The sequence below is a fragment of the Streptomyces sp. NPDC092369 genome (genome assembly GCF_044755245.1).
Lineage (GTDB): Bacteria > Actinomycetota > Actinomycetes > Streptomycetales > Streptomycetaceae > Streptomyces.
Window position 1 is genome coordinate 1,677,909 of record NZ_JBIVQP010000001.1, and the last position, 20,520, is coordinate 1,698,428.

Here is a 20,520-nt window from a genome sequence, read left to right on the forward strand (position 1 = left end):
CACCCGTGAACGACCTTGCGTTCAGCGGGATTTGGGATGTGCACGACCCGGGGGACGGCCCAGGACGAACAGCTGGGACCCGGGGGACGATCCCCCAGGAAAATAGGCGCCGGTCACAACTCCCGGAGGGTCACGTGCCCGTGAGGTGCTCGGGGCGTACCGGCGTCCGGTTCAGTTCCAAACCGGTGGCGTTGCGGATGGCGGCCAGGACCGCCGGCGTCGACGACAGGGTCGGCGCCTCGCCGATGCCACGCAGCCCGTACGGGGCGTGGTCGTCGGCGAGTTCGAGGACGTCGACCGGGATGGTCGGCGTGTCGAGGATGGTCGGGATGAGGTAGTCCGTGAAGGAGGGGTTCCTGACCTTCGCGGTCTTCGGGTCGACGATGATCTCCTCCATCACCGCGACGCCGAGCCCCTGGGTCGTGCCGCCCTGGATCTGGCCGACGACGGAGAGCGGGTTGAGCGCCTTGCCGACGTCCTGGGCGCAGGCCAGTTCGATGACCTTGACCAGGCCGAGCTCGGTGTCGACCTCGACGACGGCCCGGTGCGCGGCGAAGGTGTACTGGACGTGCCCGAAGCCCTGCCCGGTACGGAGGTCGAAGGGCTCGGTCGGCCGGTGCCGCCACTCCGCCTCGACCTCGACGGCCTCTCCGTCGAGCACGTCGACCAGGTGGGCGAGGACCTCGCCGCCGTCGGTGACGACCTTGCCGCCCTCCAGGAGGAGTTCCGCGGTGGCCCAAGCGGGGTGATACGTACCGAACTTGCGGCGCCCCAGCTCCAGGACCTTCTCGCGGACCAGCTCGCAGGAGTTCTTGACGGCGCCGCCGGTGACGTAGGTCTGGCGGGAGGCCGAGGTCGAACCGGCGCTGCCCACCTGGGTGTCGGCCGGATGGATCGTCACCTGCGTGACGCCCAGCTCGGTGCGGGCGATCTGCGCGTGGACGGTGACACCGCCCTGGCCGACCTCCGCCATCGCGGTGTGCACGGTCGCGACCGGTTCACCGCCGACGACTTCCATACGGACCTTGGCCGTCGAGTAGTCGTCGAAGCCCTCGGAGAAGCCGACGTTCTTGATGCCGACCGCGTAGCCGACCCCGCGGACGACGCCTTCGCCGTGCGTGGTGTTGGACAGGCCGCCCGGCAACTGCCGTACATCCGCGGCCTCTCCGGCCGTGACCCACTGCTGCTCCGGAGGCATGGGCATCGCCTGAACGCGGCGCAGGAGTTCGGCGACGGGCGCCGGGGAGTCGACCACCTGCCCGGTCGGCATCACCGTCCCCTGCTCCATCGCGTTGAGCTGACGGAACGCGACCCGGTCCATGCCCACCTTGTCGGCGAGCTTGTCCATCTGGGCCTCGTAGGCGAAGCACGCCTGGACCGCGCCGAAGCCGCGCATCGCGCCGCAGGGCGGGTTGTTGGTGTAGAGGGCGATGGCCTCGATGTCGACGTTGTCGATGACGTAGGGGCCGGCGCCGAGCGAGGAGGCGTTGCCGACGACCGCCGGGGAGGCCGACGCGTAGGCGCCACCGTCCAGGACGATCCGGGCCTTGAGGTGCGTGAGCTTGCCGTCCTTCGTCGCGCCGTGCTCGTAGTGGAGCTTGGCGGGGTGGCGGTGGACGTGGCCGAAGAAGGACTCGAAGCGGTTGTAGACGATCTTCACGGGTTTGCCGGTGCGCAGGGCCAGCAGACAGGCGTGGATCTGCATCGACAGGTCCTCGCGGCCGCCGAACGCGCCGCCGACGCCGGACAGGGTCATGCGGACCTTGTCCTCGGGCAGGCCGAGGACGGGCGCGATCTGCTTGAGGTCCGAGTGCAGCCACTGGGTGGCGATGTAGAGGTCGACGCCGCCGTCCTCGGCGGGCACCGCGAGACCCGACTCCGGGCCCAGGAACGCCTGGTCCTGCATACCGAAGGTGTACTCGCCCTCGACGATGAAGTCGGCGCGCTCGCGGGCGGCTTCGACGTCTCCGCGGACGATCGGCTGGCGGTGCACGATGTTCGGGTGCGGGACATGGCCGATGTGGTGGTCGTCGCGGCCCTCGTGGACGAGGATCGCGTCCGGCGCGGTCGCCGACAACTCGTCGGTGATGACCGGGAGTTCGCGGTACTCGACCTTGATCTTCGCGGCCGCACGGCGTGCGGTCTCCGGGTGGTCGGCGGCGACGATCGCGACCGGCTCGCCGTGGTGGCGGACCTTGCCGTGCGCGAGAACAGGGGTGTCCTGGATCTCCAGGCCGTAGTTCTTCACGTCGGTCGGCAGGTCGTCGTACGTCATGACGGCGTACACGCCCGGGGTCTTCAGCGCCTCGACGGTGTCGATGGAGACGATCTCGGCGTGCGCGACCGTGGAGCGCAGGATCTGGCCCCAGAGCATGTCCTCGTGCCACATGTCCGAGGAGTACGCGAACTCGCCGGTGACCTTGAGCGTGCCGTCCGGGCGGAGTGTGGACTCACCGATGCCGCCCTTGGTCTTCGAACCCTGGGTGACCTTGGTGGGAGTGCCGATGGGGGTGCCTTTGACGGGCATGTCAGACCGCCTCTCCCTGCCGGGCCGCTGCCAGGCGGACCGCGTCCATGATCTTCTCGTAGCCGGTGCAGCGGCACAGGTTGCCGGAGAGCGCCTCGCGGATGTCCGCGTCGGTCGGAGTCGGGTTGTGCTCCAGCATCTCGTCGGCCGCAACGAGGAGCCCGGGGGTGCAGAAGCCGCACTGGACGGCGCCGGCGTCGATGAAAGCCTGCTGGATGGGGGCGAGTTCGACGCCTTCGCCGGTCTGCGAGTCCAGCGGCTTCGCGTTCCAACCCTTGGCTTCGTCAAGTGACGTACCGCAGGCACCCGTCCCGCAATTCCCGTGCTCGGCACGCTGCTTGGCGAAGTCCGCGAGGCCTTCCACGGTCACCACGTCCCGGCCCTCGGCCTGTCCGGCCGCGACCAGACAGGAACACACCGGCACGCCGTCCAGGCGGACCGTGCAGGAGCCGCATTCGCCTTGCTCACAGGCGTTCTTGGAGCCGGGCAGGCCCATCCGCTCGCGCAGGACGTACAGCAGGGACTCGCCCTCCCACACGTCGTCCGCTTCCTGCGGGCGGCCGTTGACAGTGAAGTTGACGCGCATTACGCAGCTCCCTCCGAGGCGCGGCGGGCGCCGCGGTAGGACTCCCAGGTCCAGGTCAGGGTGCGGCGGGCCATGATGCCGACCGCGTGGCGGCGGTAGCTCGCGGTGCCCCGGACGTCGTCGATCGGGTTGCAGGCGGCGGCGCACAGGTCCGCGAACTGCTTGGCGAGCGACGGGATGATGACCTTGCCGTTGTCCCAGAAGCCGCCCTCGTCGAGCGCCGCGTTCAGGAACTCCTCGGCGGTCTTCGCACGCACCGGGGTGGGCGCGGCCGAGCCGATGCCGGTGCGGACCGTGCGGGTCTTGGGGTGCAGGGCGAGGCCGAAGGCGCACACGGCGATCACCATGGCGTTGCGGGTGCCGACCTTCGAGTACTGCTGCGGGCCGTCCGCCTTCTTGATGTGGACGGCGCGGATCAGTTCGTCGGGCGCCAGCGCGTTGCGCTTCACGCCGGTGTAGAAGGCGTCGATGGGGATCAGTCGGGTGCCGCGCACCGACTCGGCCTCGACCTCGGCGCCGGCCGCCAGCAGGGCGGGGTGGGCGTCGCCGGCCGGGGAGGCGGTGCCGAGGTTGCCGCCGACGCCGCCGCGGTTGCGGATCTGCGGGGAGGCGACCGTGTGCGAGGCGAGGGCGAGCCCCGGCAGCTCGGGCCGCAGGTGCTCCATGATCCTCGTGTACGGGACGGAGGCGCCGAGCCGCACGCTGTCCTCGCCGACCTCCCACTCGTAGAGGTCGGCGACACGGGTCAGGTCGAGCAGGTACTCGGGCCGACGGTGGTCGAAGTTGATCTCGACCATCACGTCGGTGCCGCCCGCAATCGGCACAGCGGTGGGGTGCTCGGCCTTCGCGGCGAGCGCCTCCTCCCAGCTGGCGGGGCGAAGGAAGTCCATGACCGGCTCTCTTCTTCGTCTCGTGGGTCGTACGGAATGAGCCAGATCGTGTGCGGCGGCCCCGGCTCGTTCATGTGCTGTTTACGCGGAGTGGGCTCAGTACACAGCGCCGTACTCCACCAGGGTCAGTCACCGAAACCATGAAGGAGTTGGCTGGCCAACGCGGGCATCTTGTAGATTCGTATGAATAGAGGTCATCAGCAACCTCTCCGATTTCCTGTGGAAACGTGGGACCCGGTCCCGCGCCCACGACCCCTCAGGATTCATCGTAGTTTTCGAGACACGGAACGGCGGCGACGAGATGCGGCTGCGCGCACTTCTGGACACGGATGCGTTGGGCCTCAGACTGCTCGGCGGTGCGGACGAGCTGGATCGCACCGTACGGGGTGTCATGACCACCGACCTCAGGGACCCCAGCCGCTATCTGTCCGGCGGCGAGCTGGTCCTCACCGGTCTGGCCTGGCGCCACGACGCCACCGACTCCGAACCGTTCGTACGGCTCCTGTCGCAGGCCGGGGTGGCGGGCCTGGCGGCCGGCGAGGCGGAGCTCGGAGCCATCCCGGACGACCTGGTGGCGGCCTGCGCCCGGCACCGGCTGCCGCTGTTCGCGGTGCACGAGTCGGTCGCCTTCGCGACGATCACCGAGCATGTCGTACGGCAGGTCAGCGGGGAGCGCGCCGGGGACCTGGCGGCGGTCGTCGACCGGCACCGCCGGATGATGACCTCGGGCCCGACGGGCGGCGGCCCGGACGTGGTCCTGGACCTGCTCGGCTCCGACCTGGACCTGCGGGCCTGGGTCCTGTCCCCCACCGGCCGCCTGATCGCGGGCCCCAAGGTGAGCGGCGCGCTGCCCGCGGACACCTGCGCCAAGCTCGCCGGCGCGCAGCTCGCCGCCGCCCGCACCGGCCGCCGCGGCCCCCACCGGGTGACGCTCGGCCCGGCGACGTACAGCCTCTTCCCGATCCGCAGCACCGGCCGCCCCGCGCCGGCCGGCCGGGACGTGCGCGAGACGGTGCTGTCGGACTGGCTGCTGGCCGTCGAGGCGGACGCGGGCGACTGGCCGGCGGAGCGCCTCGACCTGCTCCAGGGCGTCACCCAGCTGATCTCGGTCGAGCGGGACCGCCGGGACGCGGCGCGCACGGTCCGCCGGCGCCTGGCCCAGGAGGTCCTCGAACTCGTCCAGGCCGGCGCGGCCCCCGGCGAGATCGCGGCCCGGCTGAGAGTCGCGGCCCCGGTGCTGCTGCCTGGCCTGGGCGCGGCCCCGCACTGGCAGGTGGTCGTGGCGCGGGTCGACTGGGCGGGCACCGACATCGAGCCGGGACCGGTCGCGCAGGCCCTCCTGGAGGAGATCCTGGTCGACCCGCTCGCCACCGGGCCCGAGCCCTCCGACCGCATCGCCGTGGCCCACACCGGCGACGAGGCGGTCGCCCTGGTCCCGCTGCCCGCCGTCTCCGCGGAGCACGACGGCTCGGAGTCCGGGATCGTCGCCGACGCGCTCCTGGAGTCCGTACGGCAGCCGCTGTCGGCCGGTCTCGACGACGACGGACAGGTCACGCTCGGCGTGAGCGCGGCCGTGCACTCGGCGGAGGGACTGCGCGGCGCTCTGGAGGAGGCCCGGCACGCCCGCCGGGTGGCCGCGGCCCGCCCGGGCCGGGTCAGCGCGGCCGGTCATCAGGAACTGGCCTCGCACGTCCTGCTGCTGCCGTTCGTCCCGGACGACGTCCGCCGCGCCTTCACCGCCCGCCTCCTGGACCCGCTGCGCGAGTACGACCGCCGCCACCGCGCCGAGCTGATCCCCACCCTTGAGGCCTTCCTGGACTGCGACGGGTCCTGGACCCGCTGCGCTACCCGGCTCCACCTGCACGTCAACACGCTGCGCTACCGCGTCGGCCGGATCGAGCAGTTGACGAGCCGTGATCTCTCCCGCCTTGAGGACAAGCTGGATTTCTTCCTGGCACTGCGGATGAGCTGATCTCCGGCGGGGCCTCGGGCTCCGCCGACACCCACGACTTTGTGAAATCCTTCACCTACCCCCTTGGCCCGGTACCTGGATTCGTGCTGAGATGCGGCCACCACTCAAAGCTCGATGGCGTGCTCGGGGAGGGCAACGTGGCGCATACCGCCATGTCTGGTACCGGAACGACCGCAGGTGACGATCCCCTCCAGACCGCGGTATGGCGGCTGCGCTCGCGGGCCTGCTGGGCCGACGCGGCGGCCCTGCTCCAACCGGTCACGGCGCCGGCCGCGCTGCAGCGGGCGTCGCTGCTGGTCGAACGGTGTCTGTACACCGAGCAGGGCTGGGAGGACGCCGAGGACGCGCTGCGGACGGCCGAGGCGCTGGCCCATGCCGACGAGGAGCGGGGCGCCGCCGCTTGTGAACGCGGGTACCTTGCCTACGCGGCCACGCTGCACACCGTGCGGGACCGGGCCGACGAGGCGCGGGCCGCGCTGGGTCGGGCGGCCGCGCTGATCCCTCCGGGGGCTCAGGGGAGGGCTCTGCTGGACTTTCGGCGGGGGCTGCTCGCGGAGAATCTGACCGGGTCGCCTCAGTCCGCGCGGGCCGCCTATCGGCGGGCGCATGCGGGAGCCACCGCGTTGGGGGATCCGTTGTTGCTGTCGTTCACCTGGCGGCACCTGGCCGGACTCTCGTTGCGGGACGGGGAGTTGGCCGAGGCGCGGCACGGCTTCGCCGAATCGCTGAGGATCCGGGAGGAGTTGGGGTATCTGGTGGGGACCGCGCCTGCGTTGGCGTCCCTTGCCGATGCCGAGTCCGAGCCGGAGGCCTCGCGGTTGCGGGAGGAGGCTCGGCGGTTGTTCCGGTTGCTGGGTGGGGTGCCGACGTGGTTGGCGCGGCAGTTGGCCCCGCCGGCGCCGGATGCGGCCAGCGCTTAGAGCTTCGGAGGCAGTGCCGCGCTGCGTTGGGTGCTTGGTGCGGCGCCGTCGTGGCTGGTTGCGCCCACGCGGCGGAGCCGCATGTCGATACAGCCCCGCGCCCCTAGGGACGTTGGCGGCCACGCCCACTCAAGCCATCCCCGTGAAGTGCTCGCCCACCAAGCCCCGTACCGCCTCCACGTCCCTGGCGATCAGTGCCTCCAGCAGGACCGTGTGTTCCGACGCGTCCGCCAGGAGGTCGGCTCGTCCTCGGGTCGGGGGGCCGCCCACCAGGGGCCATTGGGCTCGGCGGTGCAAGTCGTCGGCGATCTGGACCAGTTGGCCGTTGCCGGAGAGGGAGAGGACCGCGCGGTGGAAGGTGCGGTCGGACTCCGCGTAGGTGGCCCGGCAGCCGGAGGTGGCCGCGCGGACCGTGGCCTCGGCGAGAGGGCGCAGGTCGGACCAGCGTTCCGGCGGGACCGTGCGGGCGAGGCGGAGCATGACGGGGACCTCTATGAGGGCGCGTATCTCGGCGAGTTCGGCCAGTTCCCGGGCGCCGCGTTCGATGACTCGGAAGCCTCGGTTGGGGACGACCTCCACGGCGCCCTCTTGGGCGAGTTGCTGCATCGCCTCGCGGACCGGTGTGGCCGATACGCCGAAGCGGTCGCCGAGGGCGGGGGCGGAGTACACCTCGCCGGGTATGAGGTCGCCGGCGACCAGCGCGGTGCGCAGGGCGTCGAGGATCTGGCCGCGGACGGAGGCCCGCTGGACGGGGCGGGGGGCCGGGATCGGCAGTTCGCTGTGGGTGTGCTCGCCCCGGGTGGCTCCGGCGGCGACGGCCCGCTCCCGTCGCACGTCGGCCGCGCCCGCCTGGGGCGGCACCCTGGTCGCGCCGGTCCAGGTCCGAGGGATTCCCGTCTCCGCGGAGCTCGGCGTGCTCTGCCTCACGGGTCCTCCTCGGACGTTTCGGTACTTGGGGTCATTAACGGCGCGATGTTACTCGTCCGTCAAGCACCATAAGCGCACAAGCCGTCAGTTCAAACACCGATGATCTTGGGTAAGGTAAGCCTTACCTCTAGACGATCGCGGATGGGGTGGTCCTCGCATGCCGGTGTCCGGCTCGCCGCTCACTGCCGCGTACGCCCGCCTCAGCGAGGTCCTTCCGGGTCTGGAGGTCGTGGAACGGCCCGCCGGGGAGCCCGTCCCGCGGACCGACGGCTGGATCGCCGCCGAATCGCTCGCGGCGGGCGGGGCCGGGCTTGACGCGTTCCTGGCCTGGGACGACGACCAGGTGGTGCGGGACTACGGGCAGCGCGCCCGCCCCGATGTCGTGGCGAGCTTCGGACTGCACCGGTACGCCTGGCCGGCCTGCCTCCTGATCACCGTGCCGTGGTTCCTGCTGCGCCGGGTGCCGCGCTACCCCGTGACCCACGTCTCGTACGACCGCACCGTGCCGGATCTCGACATGGGCCGCCTGTCGGTGCGGGCGGCCGGCTTCGCCTGTCTGCCCGGCGATCCGGCGGCGGCCCTGCCCGGCGCCCGGGTGGTCGCCGACGAGGAGGCGCTGCGGGCCGAGGTGCGGGCCGCCGTCGCCGAGCACCTCGAACCCGTACTCGCCGGTTTCGGCCCGCGCATGCGGCGGCGCGGCCGGGCCCTGTGGGGCATGGCGACCGACGAGATCGTGGAGGGGCTCTGGTACGTCGGCCATCTGGTCGGCGAGGAGCAGCGGGCCAAGCGCGAGCTGGAGGAGCTGCTGCCGGGGGCCACCCGGCCCTACGTCGGCTCGGCGGCGTTCCGTCAACTCACCGGCCCCGACGGGGAGTCGCTGTCCACCCGGGACCGGGCGAGCTGCTGCATGTTCTACACGCTGCGCCCGGAGGACACCTGCGTCACCTGCCCCCGCACCGGTGACGCCGAGCGGGTCACCAGGCTGCTGCCGCAGGCGAGTTGAGGGACCCTCAGGCACGGGGCCCGCGAGCCGTCCCGTAAGATCACCCGCGAACGAGGCTTCCGGCGGGTTACAGGGGATTCACAATTTCCTCACTTGCCGCAGGAACTTTCCGTGGAACCACCCGTACGGGTAGTCTTATTCGAACTCAACTCCCGCCCCTCAAGTGGCAGTTCGAGCAGAATGTCGCCCTGGGCATCCCCTTGCACTTCCTTGGCGGCCTCTTGCCCCGAAAACGCCTGAGGGCCGTTGGGATTGGGCCACTATGGCGGGCGTTACGCCCTATCCCAATGCAAGGGACCCCAGATGAGACTGACCGACATATCGCTGAACTGGTTGCTTCCGGGCGCCGTACTGCTCCTGGGCATGCTGGCGGCGGTAGCGGTGCTCGCGCGGAGCAAGCGGTCCGGCGGGGAGCACGCGAAAGACGACTCGTGGGAGCGCAGCGAGGAGCGCCGCAGGCGGAAGGAAGCCATATACGGCACCGCCTCCTACGTCCTTCTGTTCTGCTGTGCGGCGGTGGCGGCCGCCCTCTCCTTCCGCGGCCTGGTCGGCTTCGGCGAGGAGAACCTGAGCCTCACCGGCGGCTGGCAGTACCTGGTGCCGTTCGGCCTGGACGGCGCGGCCATGTTCTGCTCCGTCCTCGCGGTGCGCGAGGCCAGCCACGGTGACGCGGCGCTCGGCTCCCGGATACTGGTGTGGACGTTCGCGGGTGCCGCGGCCTGGTTCAACTGGGTGCACGCGCCCAGGGGTCTGGGTCACGACGGCGCTCCGCAGTTCTTCTCCGGCATGTCGCTGTCCGCGGCCGTGCTGTTCGACCGCGCGCTGAAGCAGACCCGCCGGGCCGCGCTGCGCGAGCAGGGTCTGGTGCCGCGTCCGCTGCCGCAGATCCGTATCGTGCGCTGGCTGCGCGCACCGCGCGAGACCTACAAGGCCTGGTCGCTGATGCTCCTCGAGAACGTGCGCAGTCTCGACGAGGCGGTCGACGAGGTGCGCGAGGACAAGCGGATGAAGGAGCAGAACCGGCTGCGCCGCCGGGAGCAGGACCGTCTGGAGCGCGCTCAGCTCAAGGCCATCAGCCGGGGCCACCGCGGCTTCGTCGGCCGCGGCGGCGGCAACGGCGGGCGCCAGATCGAGGCCCTGGAGCGGGTGTCCGCCCCGGTGCCCGCGGAGAACGCCATATCGGCGCCCGAGCCCCTGCCCGTCCGCACGCGGCCCTCGCTCCAGCCCGTCCGCAAGGCCGGCGCCGAACAGGTGACCGTCGACCTCACCGCGGAGGACGACACAATGGCCCTGCCGCGCCTTGACTCCCTGGAGCGCAAGCTCAAGGACCTGGAGCAGCAGTTCGGTTAGCCGAGCGGGCTCTTGCAACGGCGGAAGGGGCGCGACCCACGGGTCGCGCCCCTTCCGCGTGTCCGGACACGTCGGACGCGTGCCCGCGGACCTCAGGCGGCCTCGGCATCGTCCAGCTCGAACCACACCGCCTTGCCCACCGCGTGCGACCGCACACCCCAGGCGTCCGCGAGGGACTGCACCAGGATCAGGCCCCTGCCGTTCGTGCCCTCGTCGGCACTCGGTACCCGCAGCCTCGGCCTGCGAGCCACGAAGTCCCGTACCTCCACCCGCAGTCCGTGCGGTCCGACGGTGGCCGTCAGGACCGCGTCGTGGTCGGTGTGGACGAGTGCGTTGGTGACGAGCTCGCTGGTGAGCAGCTCCGCTATCTCCGATCGTCCGGGCCGGCCCCACTGCCTCAGCAGTTCACGCAACGCCCGGCGTGCCTCGGGCACTTCCTTCAGATCGGCGCGCCCGAGTCGGCGCCGAAGCTGTGGCGACCGCGCCTCTTCCATGGCACCGTCGTCCTCTTCCTCCACTGTCCTGGCCGAGGAGGCCCCGATCGCCACAGGACCGCCCCCTCGTGCGTACCTCTTCATGACCCCCGCCCGCGTGCCGATGTCGGTTCCCCTCCTTGTCGAACACGTTCACGGGGATCCATGCCCTCTGGGACACGCGCCAGTCATGTCCAATCCTGGACGACCGGGTGTTCGGCCACGGATGCGGCCCCGCCCGACGGGTGGATGACACCCTGGACCGAGCCGTCCGAGCGTGGAGGGAGCCGCCGTGCACGACGACCGACTGTTGGTTGAGGCCCGACTGGAGCGCGCGGTACGGCAGTTCGTGCGGCCCGCGCAGTACGCGGCGCGGGTGCCCCTGGCTCTGTCCGTGTGGCATGTGCCCGGCGAGCCGGTCCCGGTGGACCAGGCGCTGCAGGCCGCCTACGAGCCCTTCACGACCGGGACGGAGTGGGGAAAGCCCTGGTCGACGAGTTGGTTCCGGCTGGCCGGACGGGTGCCCGAGGAGTGGGCGGGACGTCGGGTCGAGGCGGTGATCGACCCCGGATTCACCGGCGACGGGCCGGGTTTCCAGGCGGAGGGACTGCTGTACGACGCCGCGGGCGTCCCCCTCAAAGGCATTCACCCGCGCAACCGCCACCTGACCCTCGGCGCCCCGGCGGGCGGAGGTGAACCGGTGCATCTGCTCCTGGAGGCGGCCGCCAATCCGGCCGTACTGCACGGCTTCGAGCCTACGCATCTGGGCGACGTCCTGACCGCCGGCGATGCGCCCATCTACCGATTCCGCGCTGCCGACCTGGCCGTACTCGACGAAGAGGTGTGGCGGTTGGGCCTCGACATCGAGGTGCTCTCGGAGCTGATGCACGAGCTGCCGATGGACCGGGCGCGGCGCCACGAGGTGCTGCGCGCCCTGGAGGACATGCTCGACGCGCTGGACCTGCACGACGTGTCCGGCACGGCGCGGGACGCTCGCGCGGCGCTCGCGGAGGTGCTGTCGCGGCCGGCGTCGGCGAGCGCGCACCGGGTCGTCGCGACCGGGCACGCGCACATCGACTCGGCCTGGCTGTGGCCGCTGCGCGAGACGGTCCGCAAGGCCTCGCGCACCTTCGCCAACGTCACCGCGCTCGCCGTCGACTACCCCGAGCTGGTCTTCTCCTGCTCGCAGGCCCAGCAGTACGCGTGGGTGAAGGAGCACCAGCCGCACATCTGGGAGCGGATCAGGAAGGCCGTGCGGGAGGGCAACTGGGCACCGGTGGGCTCGATGTGGGTCGAGTCGGACGCCAACATGCCCGGCGGCGAGGCACTGGCCCGCCAACTCGTGCACGGGAAGCGGTTCTTCGCCGAGGAGCTCGGCACCGAGACGGAGGAGGTCTGGCTGCCGGACTCCTTCGGCTACACGGCCGCCTTCCCGCAGCTCGCGAAACTGGCCGGAATCCGTTGGTTCCTGACCCAGAAACTGAGCTGGAACCAGTCGAACCGGATGCCCCACCACACTTTCTGGTGGGAGGGCATCGACGGCACCCGCGTCTTCACCCACTTCCCGCCGGTCGACACGTACAACTCGCAACTGCACGGTCGCGAACTCGCGCACGCGGAGCGCAACTTCGCCGACAAGGGCCGCGCCACCCGCTCGCTGGTCCCCTTCGGCTGGGGCGACGGCGGTGGCGGTCCGACCCGCGAAATGCTGGAGAAGGCACGGCGGTTGCGCTCCCTGGAGGGCTCACCGCGGGTCACGGTCGACAAGCCGTCCGCCTTCTTCGCCGCCGCCGAGGAGGAGTACGGCCCCCAGGCACCGGTCTGGTCGGGCGAGCTGTATCTGGAGCTGCACCGGGCCACCTACACCACCCAGGCCAAGACCAAGCAGGGCAACCGGCGCTCGGAACACGCCCTGCGTGAGGCCGAGTTGTGGTGCGCGACGGCGGCGGTGCGCGATCCCTCGTACGCCTACCCGTACGAGGCGCTGGACCGGCTGTGGAAGACGGTGCTGCTGCACCAGTTCCACGACATCCTGCCCGGCTCCTCGATCGCGTGGGTGCACCGGGAGGCACGGGAGACGTACACGCGGGTGCTGGCGGAGATCGAGGAGATCACCGCGGCGTCGGTGGCCGCGCTGGGATCGGGCGGCCCGAGTGTCCTCAACGCCTCGCCGTACGCGCGCACCGAGGTCGTGGGCGACGGTCTGGTGACCGTGCCGGGGCTGGGCAGCGCGCCGGTGCCGGAGACGGCGGACGAGAGCGTCCGGGCCGAACGGGTCGGCGACACCCACGTGTTGGAGAACTCCCGGCTCCGGGTCACCGTGGACGCACGGGGTCTGCTCACCTCGGTCCGGGACCTGCGCGCCGGCCGCGAGGTGCTGTCAGGACCCGGCAACCTCCTCCAGCTGCATCCCGACCACCCCAACGCCTGGGACGCCTGGGACATCGACCGGCACTACCGGCGCCGGCACACCGACCTGACGGACGTCGAGTCGGTGGAACTGGTCGCGGACGGGCCGCTGCTGGCATCGGTGCGGGTGACGCGGACCTTCGGGACGTCGCGGATCACGCAGGAGATCCGGCTGGCCGCGGCGGGCCGCCGGGTGGACATCGTCACGGACGTCGACTGGCAGGAGTCGGAGAAGGTCCTCAAGGCCGCCTTCCCGCTGGACGTGCACGCCGAACGCTCCACCGCGGAGATCCAGTTCGGGCACGTCCACCGTCCCACCCACGCCAACACGTCCTGGGACGCGGCCCGTTTCGAGATCTGCGCGCACCGCTGGATCCGGGTCGCCGAGGAGGACTACGGCGTCGCGGTCCTCAACGACTCGACGTACGGCCACGACGTGACCCGCACCCCCCACGCCGACGGCCTCGGCACGACCGTACGCCTGACCCTGCTGCGCGCCCCACACAGCCCGGACCCGGAGACGGACCTGGGCCGACACCGCCTCACCTATGCCCTGTTGCCCGGCGGCGACGTCGTGCACGCGGTCGCCGAGGGGCTGGCCCTGAACCTCCCGCTGCGGGTGGCCGAGGCGCCGGTCGTGGCACCCCTCGTGCGGGTCGACCACCCGGGCGTGACCGTCGAGTCGGTCAAGCTCGCGGAGGACCGCAGCGGCGATGTCGTGGTCCGGCTCTACGAGTGCCGGGGCGGCCGGGCGCGGGCCACGCTCGGCGCCGGGTTCCCGGTGGCCCGGGCCGAGGTGACGGACCTGCTGGAACGGCCGCTGCACGAAAGCGACTTGACCTTCGAACTGCGGCCGTTCCGGATCCTCACCCTGCGACTGCGCCCGGAGTGACTCCCTCCCGGCCTACTTCTTGGCCAGGCCCTTCGCACCGATGTGGTAGATCGCGCGGCTGTCGCGGGCCATGTCGACGACGACCTTGGTGGTGCTGTTCTTGCTCCAGGTGAGGGTGACCACGGCCTCCGTGTACTTCTTCGTGGAGCCGTTGTCGGTGACCTTCCAGGAGAGCGGGACGTTCTGGGCGCGCAGGACGCCGTCGGCGTGCTCCCTGTCCTCCCAGGCGGACAGCTGCTTCTGGTAGGCGGCCGTCAGGTAGTGCCCCCGCAGCGAGTCGCCGAGGTCGCCGCTGCCCTCGTCGGTCACGGCGTCGATGTAGGCGCCGTAGAAGTCGGCGATGCGGGTGATGTTGTCGGACGGCGTCCCGCTGACGCTGCGCGGCGCTCCGGCGGAGGCCTGAGCGGTGATGCCGAGGCCGAGGGCCAGGGCGAGGCCGGCGGCCACGGTGGAACGGCGGGCGATGCTCTTCTTGCTGGTCATGTCTGTTTCCCCGTTTTTTGTCGTGCGTCGCTGGTCGTGCGTCGCTGTCGTGTGCTGTGTGCGATGAGAGGTATGGGGCCGCCCGCCCGACCCCCGTGCGGGAGGGCGGCCCCAGCTGGTGGCGGCGGTCAGTGGAGCTTGTTGACCGCCGTGACGGTCGTCTTCTTGAAGGCCTTCACGGGCGCGTCCTTGAGGTCGCCCATCTGGGCCCAGTTCACGACCGTGACCGTCTTCCCGTCCCGGCCGACCGAGACGAGACGGACGTCGCTGGCGCCCCAGGAGGCCTCGGTGTGCACGCCGTAGACGTGGGCGCCCTCTTCGACGGCCACCGTCCCGTAGTCCTTGCCGGAGGCCTTGAGGTCCGGGTCGGCGTCGAGCCGCGTCGGGCAGGACTTGAGGTCCTTGTTCAGCTTCGAGACCAAGGCCTTGGCGGCCTTGGTGTTCGCCAGGGTGACGCTGATCTGGCGGGCGTTCGTGTCCAGGTCGGTCCGGAAGTCACGGTGCCAGGCGTTCTTCTGGCCCGGCAGGGCCCGCAGGCAGGTGTCCCACTCCGTCTCCTCCGGCACACCGGCGGTGACCTTGTCGGCCGTCCAGATGGAGCTGGGGTGCGGCGGCAGCTCCTTGGCCGCGAGGAAGCCGGGCGCCTTCGGAGCCGCGCTCGCCGGTGCGGCGAGTGAGGTACCGAGAGCGAGACCCGCGATGGCGAGTACGGTGAGCGCGCCGGCTCTGGTGCGCTTGGGCATGGGTGTCCCCCGTGGATGAGTGCATGAGTGTCGGAGTCGTACCGGCGGCGGATGGTCGGTCCGGCCCTGGTCGGTGCGACACCAAGAGCATCGGCCGTCACCGGAGCCGGCCGCAAGCGCCGACGCCGGATGCGTCATGATGGAACCATCCCAGCCCATCTGACGTGCAGGTATATGGAGTGCCTGGGATACGGGTCCGAGCCTGGGATCCGACATATGACGGGGGTACGGTGTCGACTCGGGACGACGTCGAGGAGTTCGCGGCGCTGCTGCGGCGGCTGAAGGCGCGCACGGACCGGAGCTACGGCTCACTGGCCCGGCGGCTGAACATGAACACCTCCACGCTGCACCGCTACTGCGCGGGCGAAGCGGTGCCGACGGACTTCGCTCCTGTGGAGCGGTTCGCCGCCTTCTGTGATGCGACGCCTGAGGAGCGGCACGAACTGCACCGCCTGTGGCTGCTCGCGGTGGCGGCCCGGCAGCGTCCGCGAGCCGCCGAACCGGCGTCGGCCGAGAACACGGAGGAGAGCGCGAACGCCGAGGGCGGGCTGCCCGGGCCGGCCTCCGCCCCCGCGCCGGCCCACCCCTGGTACCGCAAGCGCCGCATCCTGGTCGGCGCCGCCGCGGCCTCCGTCCTGATGCTCACGCTGGGCAGCCTGTCCGCTCTGTCGGACGACCGTCCCCCGGCCAAGTCGGCCAGTACGCCGGACACCTCCCGTACGACGGAGGCCGGCACCGCCACCCGCTCGGCGACCCCGAGCGGCAGCCCCTCCCCCAGCCGCTCGGCCTCGTCGTCGCCGTCGTCCGGCAAGAAGTCCTCGGCGTCCCCGACCCCCAGGAAGGAGGGGCCGACGGGCAAGGGCACCAGCGGACCCGCCTCGGGCGGCAGCGGTACGCCGTTGACCTGGACGGCCGACGACCAGATCTGGGAGGGGACCTGCGGTCACGACTACGTCATCGACAAGCCGATCACCGAGGTCCCGCCGCCGCCGGCCCAGCAGGACGCCGGTGTGTGGGCGGCGACCCAGGGCGCGGTGCACGGGCGGCTGACCAAGGTGCAGATCACGGTGCAGGGACGGTCCTCGACCGCGGTGGTCCTCGAAGGCCTGCGGGTCCGTGTCGTCGGCCGCGCCGCCCCGATGGCCGGCATCGACTACGCCATGGACCAGGGCTGCGGCGGCGGGCTCACCCCCCGCTACTTCTCCGTGAACCTCGACAAGGACCGCCCGGTCGCCCATGCCCAGGCGGGCAACGACACCGGGTCGCCGATCCCGGCGGTGAAGTTCCCGTACAAGGTGTCCGCCCAGGACCCCGAGGTGCTGCTGGTCGACGCGACGACCTCGACCTGTGACTGCAGCTGGTACCTGGAGCTGGAGTGGTCCTCCGGGGGCCGCACCGGCACCGTCCGCATCGACGACCACGGCAGTCCGTTCCGTACCACCAGCGCCAAGGGTCTGCCGCGCTACTGGTACGGGACGAACGACGCCGGCGCGCGGGCGTGGGTGCCGACAGTGGGCTACTGAGCGGCGATCGGACCGCCCTTACGGCCGGGGCACGTTGCGCAGGTTGGAGCGGGCCATCGTGAGCATGCGGCCGACCCCTCCGTCCAGGACGATCTTCGAGGCGGACAGGGCGAAGCCGGTCACCATCTCGGCGCTGATCTTCGGCGGGATGGACAGGGCGTTGGGGTCGGTGACGACGTCGACGAGGGCCGGGCCCTTGTGCTTGAGGGCGTCCTTCAGGGCGCCTGCCAGATCCTTGGGCTTCTCCACCCGCACGCCGTAGGCACCGCAGGCGCGGGCGACGGCCGCGAAGTCGGGGTTCTTGTTGGTGGTGCCGTAGGAGGGCAGCCCGGCGACCAGCATCTCCAACTCGACCATGCCGAGGGAGGAGTTGTTGAAGAGGACGACCTTCACGGGAAGGTCGTACTGCACCAGCGTCAGGAAGTCCCCCATCAGCATGGAGAATCCGCCGTCCCCGGACATCGACACGACCTGTCGCTCCCGGTCGGTGAACTGGGCGCCGATCGCCATGGGCAGCGCGTTCGCCATCGAGCCGTGGGAGAACGAACCGATCACGCGGCGGCGGCCGTTGGGGGTGATGTAGCGGGCGGCCCAGACGTTGCACATACCGGTGTCGACCGTGAACACGGCGTCCTCGTCGGCGAGTTCGTCCAGTACGGACGCCACGTACTCGGGATGGATCGGGGTGTGCTTCTCCACCTTGCGGGTGTAGGCCTTGACCACCCCCTCCAGCGCGTCCGCGTGCTTCTTGAGCATCTTGTCGAGGAAGCGCCGGTTCTCCTTGGGCTTCACCCGCGGGGTCAGACAGCGCAGGGTCTCCTTCACATCGCCCCACACGGCCAGGTCCAGCTTGGAGCGGCGCCCCAAGTGCTCGGGCCTGACGTCGACCTGAGCGATCGTCACGTCGTCGGGGAGGAAGGCGTTGTAGGGGAAGTCGGTGCCGAGCAGGATCAGCAGGTCGCACTCGTGGGTGGCCTCGTAGGCGGCCCCGTAGCCGAGCAGACCGCTCATGCCGACGTCGAACTTGTTGTCGTACTGGATCCACTCCTTTCCGCGCAGCGCGTGGCCGATGGGCGACTTGATCTTCTCCGCGAACTCCATCACCTCGGCGTGCGCGCCCGCCGTGCCGCTGCCGCAGAAGAGGGTGACCTTCTCGGCCCGGTCGATCAGGTCGACGAGCTTGTCGATCTCGGCGTCGCCCGGCCGGACGGTGGGCCGGGAGGTGACGAGGGCGGTCTCGACGGCCTTGTCGGGGGCGGGTTCGGCGGCGATGTCACCGGGGAGGGAGACGACGCTGACGCCCGACTGCCCGACGGCGTGCTGGATCGCGGTCTGCAGCAGCCGCGGCATCTGCTTCGGGCTGGAGATCAGCTCGCTGTAGTGGCTGCACTCGGTGAACAGCCGGTCGGGGTGGGTCTCCTGGAAGTAGCCCAGACCGATCTCGCTGGAGGGGATCTGCGAGGCGAGGGCGAGGACGGGCGCCATCGAACGGTGGGCGTCGTACAGGCCGTTGATGAGGTGGAGGTTGCCGGGCCCGCAGGAACCGGCGCAGGCGGCGAGCTTCCCGGTGATCTGCGCCTCCGCGCCGGCGGCGAAGGCGGCGGTCTCCTCGTGGCGCACGTGCACCCAGTCGATGGCGGAGTTGCGGCGGATCGCGTCGACGACGGGGTTGAGGCTGTCGCCGACGACTCCGTAGAGGCGTTTGACTCCGGCACGGACGAGGATGTCGACAAACTGTTCGGCGACGTTCTGCTTGGCCATGGTTCTGGGTGCCCCTTAGGTCTCCGCTGGATCTCGCGATCTTTCCGGTCCCCCTGGGTTCCATGAATTCACAGCCCGACGCCTCACGCCTCCCAAACGGCCGCGGCGGTCCGGTCGTCGGCGTAACCCTTGACCCTGACTTGGGTGTCGGCGAGGAAGGCGGCGAGCCCGGGCGCACCGCCTCCGGCCCATCGGCCGGTCAGATACCGGCACAGATCGGGTTCGCCCCGCAGCGGCTCGGCCAGTCCGCCCGTGCACATCAGGAGCGTGTCACCCGATTGGGCCACCGAGGCGCGGAAGCGGAAGGGTTCGTGGGGCGGCTCGGGAGCGGGCTCGTACGGGCTCGGCGGGGTCGGGATGCCCAGGTCCATGGTGAGCCGGTCGCCCTCGGGCGTCTCGGAGGGCAGCGAGCCGAAGCCGACGACGGCGTCGCCGGTGACATCGGTGACGCGCGGTTCGATGTCCTGCCACTCGCCGTCCCTGAGCCGGAACAGCCCGCCCGTGCCGACACCGAAGAAGACACGCGTACGGCACTCGGGGTCCGCCGGCAGCAACAGACAGCGCAGGGTCGCGGAGTACTCCTCCGGGTCGACGCCCTGCTCGGCGGCGCCCGCCCGGAGCTTACCGAGGCTGCGGTCGGTCAGCCGGTGCAGCCCCGACTTCAGGTCACCGCGCCGGCCGGACCTGATGTCCTCGGCGAGCCGGGCGTGGCTGCGGCCGACGGCCCGCCCGATCCAGTGGCAGGCCTCGGCGGCGGCCCGGTGCGCCCCCGGCGTGGCCCGGGCGCCGGTCGCCATCGCCACCAGCACCAGCGCGTCCGCGCCGGTGCCGAACCGCGCGGTGAGCAACGAGTCGCGGCGCGGCTCGCCCCGGAACCGCGCGGAGTCCCCGCGCACGGACACGGCCCGCAGCGTGCAGGCCCCGTACCGGGCGCCGTCCAGCACGGTGTCCGCGACCAGATCGTCGAGATCGTCCGGATCGGCGGGCGGCAGCGCGGTGGGCTCGGCGTCGTAGGTGGGCGGCCCGGAGCCGACGTAGTCGACGTGGGGCGGGGGAAGGGTCGGGAGGTCCAGGTGGGTGGCGGTGCGGAGGACCGGGGAGGTGGAGGGGGCGGGTGGGGCGTCCTGGACGGAAGCGATGAAGCCGGCCGGCGGGGGCCCGAGCGGGGTCGGCGGGGTGCCGGGCGGTGTGCGGGGTTCGGGGGGTGGTGCGGTGGGGGCCGGTGGGGCCGCCACCGCAGGCTCCGGAGCTTGGGGTGCGGCGAGCGGTGGTTCCCATGGAACGCGGTCCTGGACGTGGCCCGTGCGAGGAGCCTCCGGGGCGTCGGTGCCGGTGATCGCCGGCCGCTGCGCGGGAACGCCGGTCCCCGCCCGGTCGCCGGCACCCCACGCCACGGCACCGCCGCTGACGTCCGCACCGCCATTGCCGCCTGCGCCGGCACTCGCACCCGCGTTCCCACCGGAACCGTCCGTCACCGCTTCCGTCGCCGACGCGAAACGGTCGTCGAGGGAGTCGGCGGCGCCCGCCGGGCCCGTGTCCTCGGTGGAGTCGTCGTACAGCTGTCCCCACCAGTCGTCCTCGTGACCGGTGGGACTTCCCCCCTGCTGGCTCATGCCCCTAATTGTCCACCGCGCGGGCCGGATGAAAACGGGGCATCAGCAAAAACCGGTACGACATCGCGCATCGAACGGCGTGTCGAGTGAACTGTCGAACAGTGATGCGGGAGTGGCGAGTTGGAGCCGCCGGACGGTTCCACCCCCCACGGGAGAACCGCCCGGCGACAGCGAGGTGACCCGGGCCCGGATCCCCTGCGTGCCGACGACACGTCTCGGGCCCGGATCACGTTCTGAGTGACCGCGTCCCGCTCCGCGTCTGCCGGACCGGCCTGATTGTGCCCCCGCACCCTGAAGACCAGCTGTGATCCAGGAATGCGTCCGCGGTGGCGCCACCTTGGCAGAGGGACGGGTGGTACGGCGATGATGTGCGGAGGCGGGTTTGCGCCATGGCTGTTTTCCGCCATACGCGGGCACGCGCGAGGCCGGTTCGACGGGGAGGGCGACA

The 20,520-nt window shown here is 71.3% G+C and carries 15 protein-coding genes; 6 read left to right on the forward strand and 9 right to left on the reverse strand.

The genetic code is table 11. The annotated features are described in order from the left end of the window. Window positions 1-130 precede the first annotated feature (130 nt). From ACIQI8_RS07380 to ACIQI8_RS07390, 3 genes are read right to left on the reverse strand one after another with little or no spacing between them, the layout of a single operon-like run. Window positions 131-2,527 (reverse strand): xanthine dehydrogenase family protein molybdopterin-binding subunit, encoded by a 2,397-nt coding sequence (locus tag ACIQI8_RS07380; RefSeq protein WP_402345823.1) that lies wholly within the window; start codon window positions 2,525-2,527, stop codon window positions 131-133. A gap of 1 nt (window position 2,528) precedes the next feature. Next, entirely contained in the window at window positions 2,529-3,113 is a 585-nt protein-coding gene (locus ACIQI8_RS07385; protein ID WP_402345824.1) for a (2Fe-2S)-binding protein, read from the reverse strand. Further along, complete coding sequence (locus ACIQI8_RS07390; RefSeq protein WP_402345826.1) at window positions 3,113-4,003, reverse strand: FAD binding domain-containing protein; 891 nt, start codon at window positions 4,001-4,003, stop codon at window positions 3,113-3,115. Before ACIQI8_RS07390 ends, ACIQI8_RS07385 begins: the two co-directional genes overlap by 1 nt. A gap of 301 nt (window positions 4,004-4,304) precedes the next feature. Between ACIQI8_RS07390 and ACIQI8_RS07395 the strand changes: the two genes are divergently transcribed. Together ACIQI8_RS07395 and ACIQI8_RS07400 are read left to right on the forward strand one after the other, a co-directional pair. Beyond that, a complete protein-coding gene (locus ACIQI8_RS07395; protein ID WP_402345828.1) occupies window positions 4,305-5,975 on the forward strand; it encodes a PucR family transcriptional regulator in 1,671 nt (556 codons plus the stop codon). A gap of 137 nt (window positions 5,976-6,112) precedes the next feature. Beyond that, window positions 6,113-6,895, forward strand: a complete 783-nt coding sequence (locus ACIQI8_RS07400; RefSeq protein ID WP_402345830.1) for a hypothetical protein — start codon at window positions 6,113-6,115, stop codon at window positions 6,893-6,895. Between the two features lie 129 nt (window positions 6,896-7,024). On the opposite strand, the gene ACIQI8_RS07405 is transcribed toward ACIQI8_RS07400, so the two are convergent. Next, window positions 7,025-7,822 (reverse strand): GntR family transcriptional regulator, encoded by a 798-nt coding sequence (locus ACIQI8_RS07405; RefSeq protein WP_402345832.1) that lies wholly within the window; start codon window positions 7,820-7,822, stop codon window positions 7,025-7,027. Window positions 7,823-7,979: 157 nt separating this feature from the next. On the opposite strand from ACIQI8_RS07405, the gene ACIQI8_RS07410 reads away from it, so the two are divergent. Continuing rightward, on the forward strand, window positions 7,980-8,825 hold the full coding sequence (locus ACIQI8_RS07410) for a (2Fe-2S)-binding protein (RefSeq protein WP_402345834.1): 846 nt from the start codon (window positions 7,980-7,982) through the stop codon (window positions 8,823-8,825). Between the two features lie 303 nt (window positions 8,826-9,128). After that, complete coding sequence (locus ACIQI8_RS07415) at window positions 9,129-10,175, forward strand: DUF2637 domain-containing protein (protein ID WP_402345836.1); 1,047 nt, start codon at window positions 9,129-9,131, stop codon at window positions 10,173-10,175. Window positions 10,176-10,267: 92 nt separating this feature from the next. On the opposite strand, the gene ACIQI8_RS07420 is transcribed toward ACIQI8_RS07415, so the two are convergent. Then, window positions 10,268-10,669: an ATP-binding protein gene (locus ACIQI8_RS07420; protein WP_402346743.1), complete on the reverse strand. Its 402-nt coding sequence runs from the start codon at window positions 10,667-10,669 to the stop codon at window positions 10,268-10,270. A gap of 271 nt (window positions 10,670-10,940) precedes the next feature. On the opposite strand from ACIQI8_RS07420, the gene ACIQI8_RS07425 reads away from it, so the two are divergent. Then, window positions 10,941-13,949, forward strand: coding sequence for an alpha-mannosidase (locus tag ACIQI8_RS07425; protein ID WP_402345838.1), 3,009 nt, complete (start codon window positions 10,941-10,943; stop codon window positions 13,947-13,949). A 12-nt stretch (window positions 13,950-13,961) separates the two neighbouring features. Here ACIQI8_RS07425 and ACIQI8_RS07430 read toward each other — a convergent pair whose 3' ends face one another. Both ACIQI8_RS07430 and ACIQI8_RS07435 read right to left on the reverse strand, forming a co-directional pair. Continuing rightward, entirely contained in the window at window positions 13,962-14,432 is a 471-nt protein-coding gene (locus ACIQI8_RS07430; RefSeq protein ID WP_402345839.1) for a hypothetical protein, read from the reverse strand. Window positions 14,433-14,560: 128 nt separating this feature from the next. Continuing rightward, complete coding sequence (locus ACIQI8_RS07435; RefSeq protein ID WP_402345841.1) at window positions 14,561-15,175, reverse strand: hypothetical protein; 615 nt, start codon at window positions 15,173-15,175, stop codon at window positions 14,561-14,563. A gap of 230 nt (window positions 15,176-15,405) precedes the next feature. Between ACIQI8_RS07435 and ACIQI8_RS07440 the strand changes: the two genes are divergently transcribed. Further along, window positions 15,406-16,698, forward strand: coding sequence for a helix-turn-helix domain-containing protein (locus ACIQI8_RS07440; RefSeq protein WP_402345843.1), 1,293 nt, complete (start codon window positions 15,406-15,408; stop codon window positions 16,696-16,698). A gap of 18 nt (window positions 16,699-16,716) precedes the next feature. Here the strand turns inward: ACIQI8_RS07440 and ACIQI8_RS07445 are convergent, their stop codons facing one another. After that, entirely contained in the window at window positions 16,717-18,459 is a 1,743-nt protein-coding gene (locus ACIQI8_RS07445; protein WP_402345845.1) for a pyruvate dehydrogenase, read from the reverse strand. An 83-nt stretch (window positions 18,460-18,542) separates the two neighbouring features. Further along, entirely contained in the window at window positions 18,543-20,072 is a 1,530-nt protein-coding gene (locus ACIQI8_RS07450) for a protein phosphatase 2C domain-containing protein (protein ID WP_402345847.1), read from the reverse strand. Window positions 20,073-20,520 lie beyond the last annotated feature (448 nt).

Excerpts from the sequence above, each read along its gene's own strand:
- ACIQI8_RS07415 (WP_402345836.1), top strand. The coding sequence starts at position 9,129 with ATGAGACTGACCGACATATCGCTGAACTGGTTGCTTCCGGGCGCCGTA.
- ACIQI8_RS07390 (WP_402345826.1), bottom strand. The coding sequence starts at position 4,003 with ATGGACTTCCTTCGCCCCGCCAGCTGGGAGGAGGCGCTCGCCGCGAAG.
- ACIQI8_RS07395 (WP_402345828.1), top strand. The coding sequence starts at position 4,305 with ATGCGGCTGCGCGCACTTCTGGACACGGATGCGTTGGGCCTCAGACTG.
- ACIQI8_RS07385 (WP_402345824.1), bottom strand. The coding sequence starts at position 3,113 with ATGCGCGTCAACTTCACTGTCAACGGCCGCCCGCAGGAAGCGGACGAC.
- ACIQI8_RS07380 (WP_402345823.1), bottom strand. The coding sequence starts at position 2,527 with ATGCCCGTCAAAGGCACCCCCATCGGCACTCCCACCAAGGTCACCCAG.
- ACIQI8_RS07410 (WP_402345834.1), top strand. The coding sequence starts at position 7,980 with ATGCCGGTGTCCGGCTCGCCGCTCACTGCCGCGTACGCCCGCCTCAGC.
- ACIQI8_RS07420 (WP_402346743.1), bottom strand. The coding sequence starts at position 10,669 with ATGGAAGAGGCGCGGTCGCCACAGCTTCGGCGCCGACTCGGGCGCGCC.
- ACIQI8_RS07435 (WP_402345841.1), bottom strand. The coding sequence starts at position 15,175 with ATGCCCAAGCGCACCAGAGCCGGCGCGCTCACCGTACTCGCCATCGCG.
- ACIQI8_RS07450 (WP_402345847.1), bottom strand. The coding sequence starts at position 20,072 with ATGAGCCAGCAGGGGGGAAGTCCCACCGGTCACGAGGACGACTGGTGG.
- ACIQI8_RS07445 (WP_402345845.1), bottom strand. The coding sequence starts at position 18,459 with ATGGCCAAGCAGAACGTCGCCGAACAGTTTGTCGACATCCTCGTCCGT.
- ACIQI8_RS07430 (WP_402345839.1), bottom strand. The coding sequence starts at position 14,432 with ATGACCAGCAAGAAGAGCATCGCCCGCCGTTCCACCGTGGCCGCCGGC.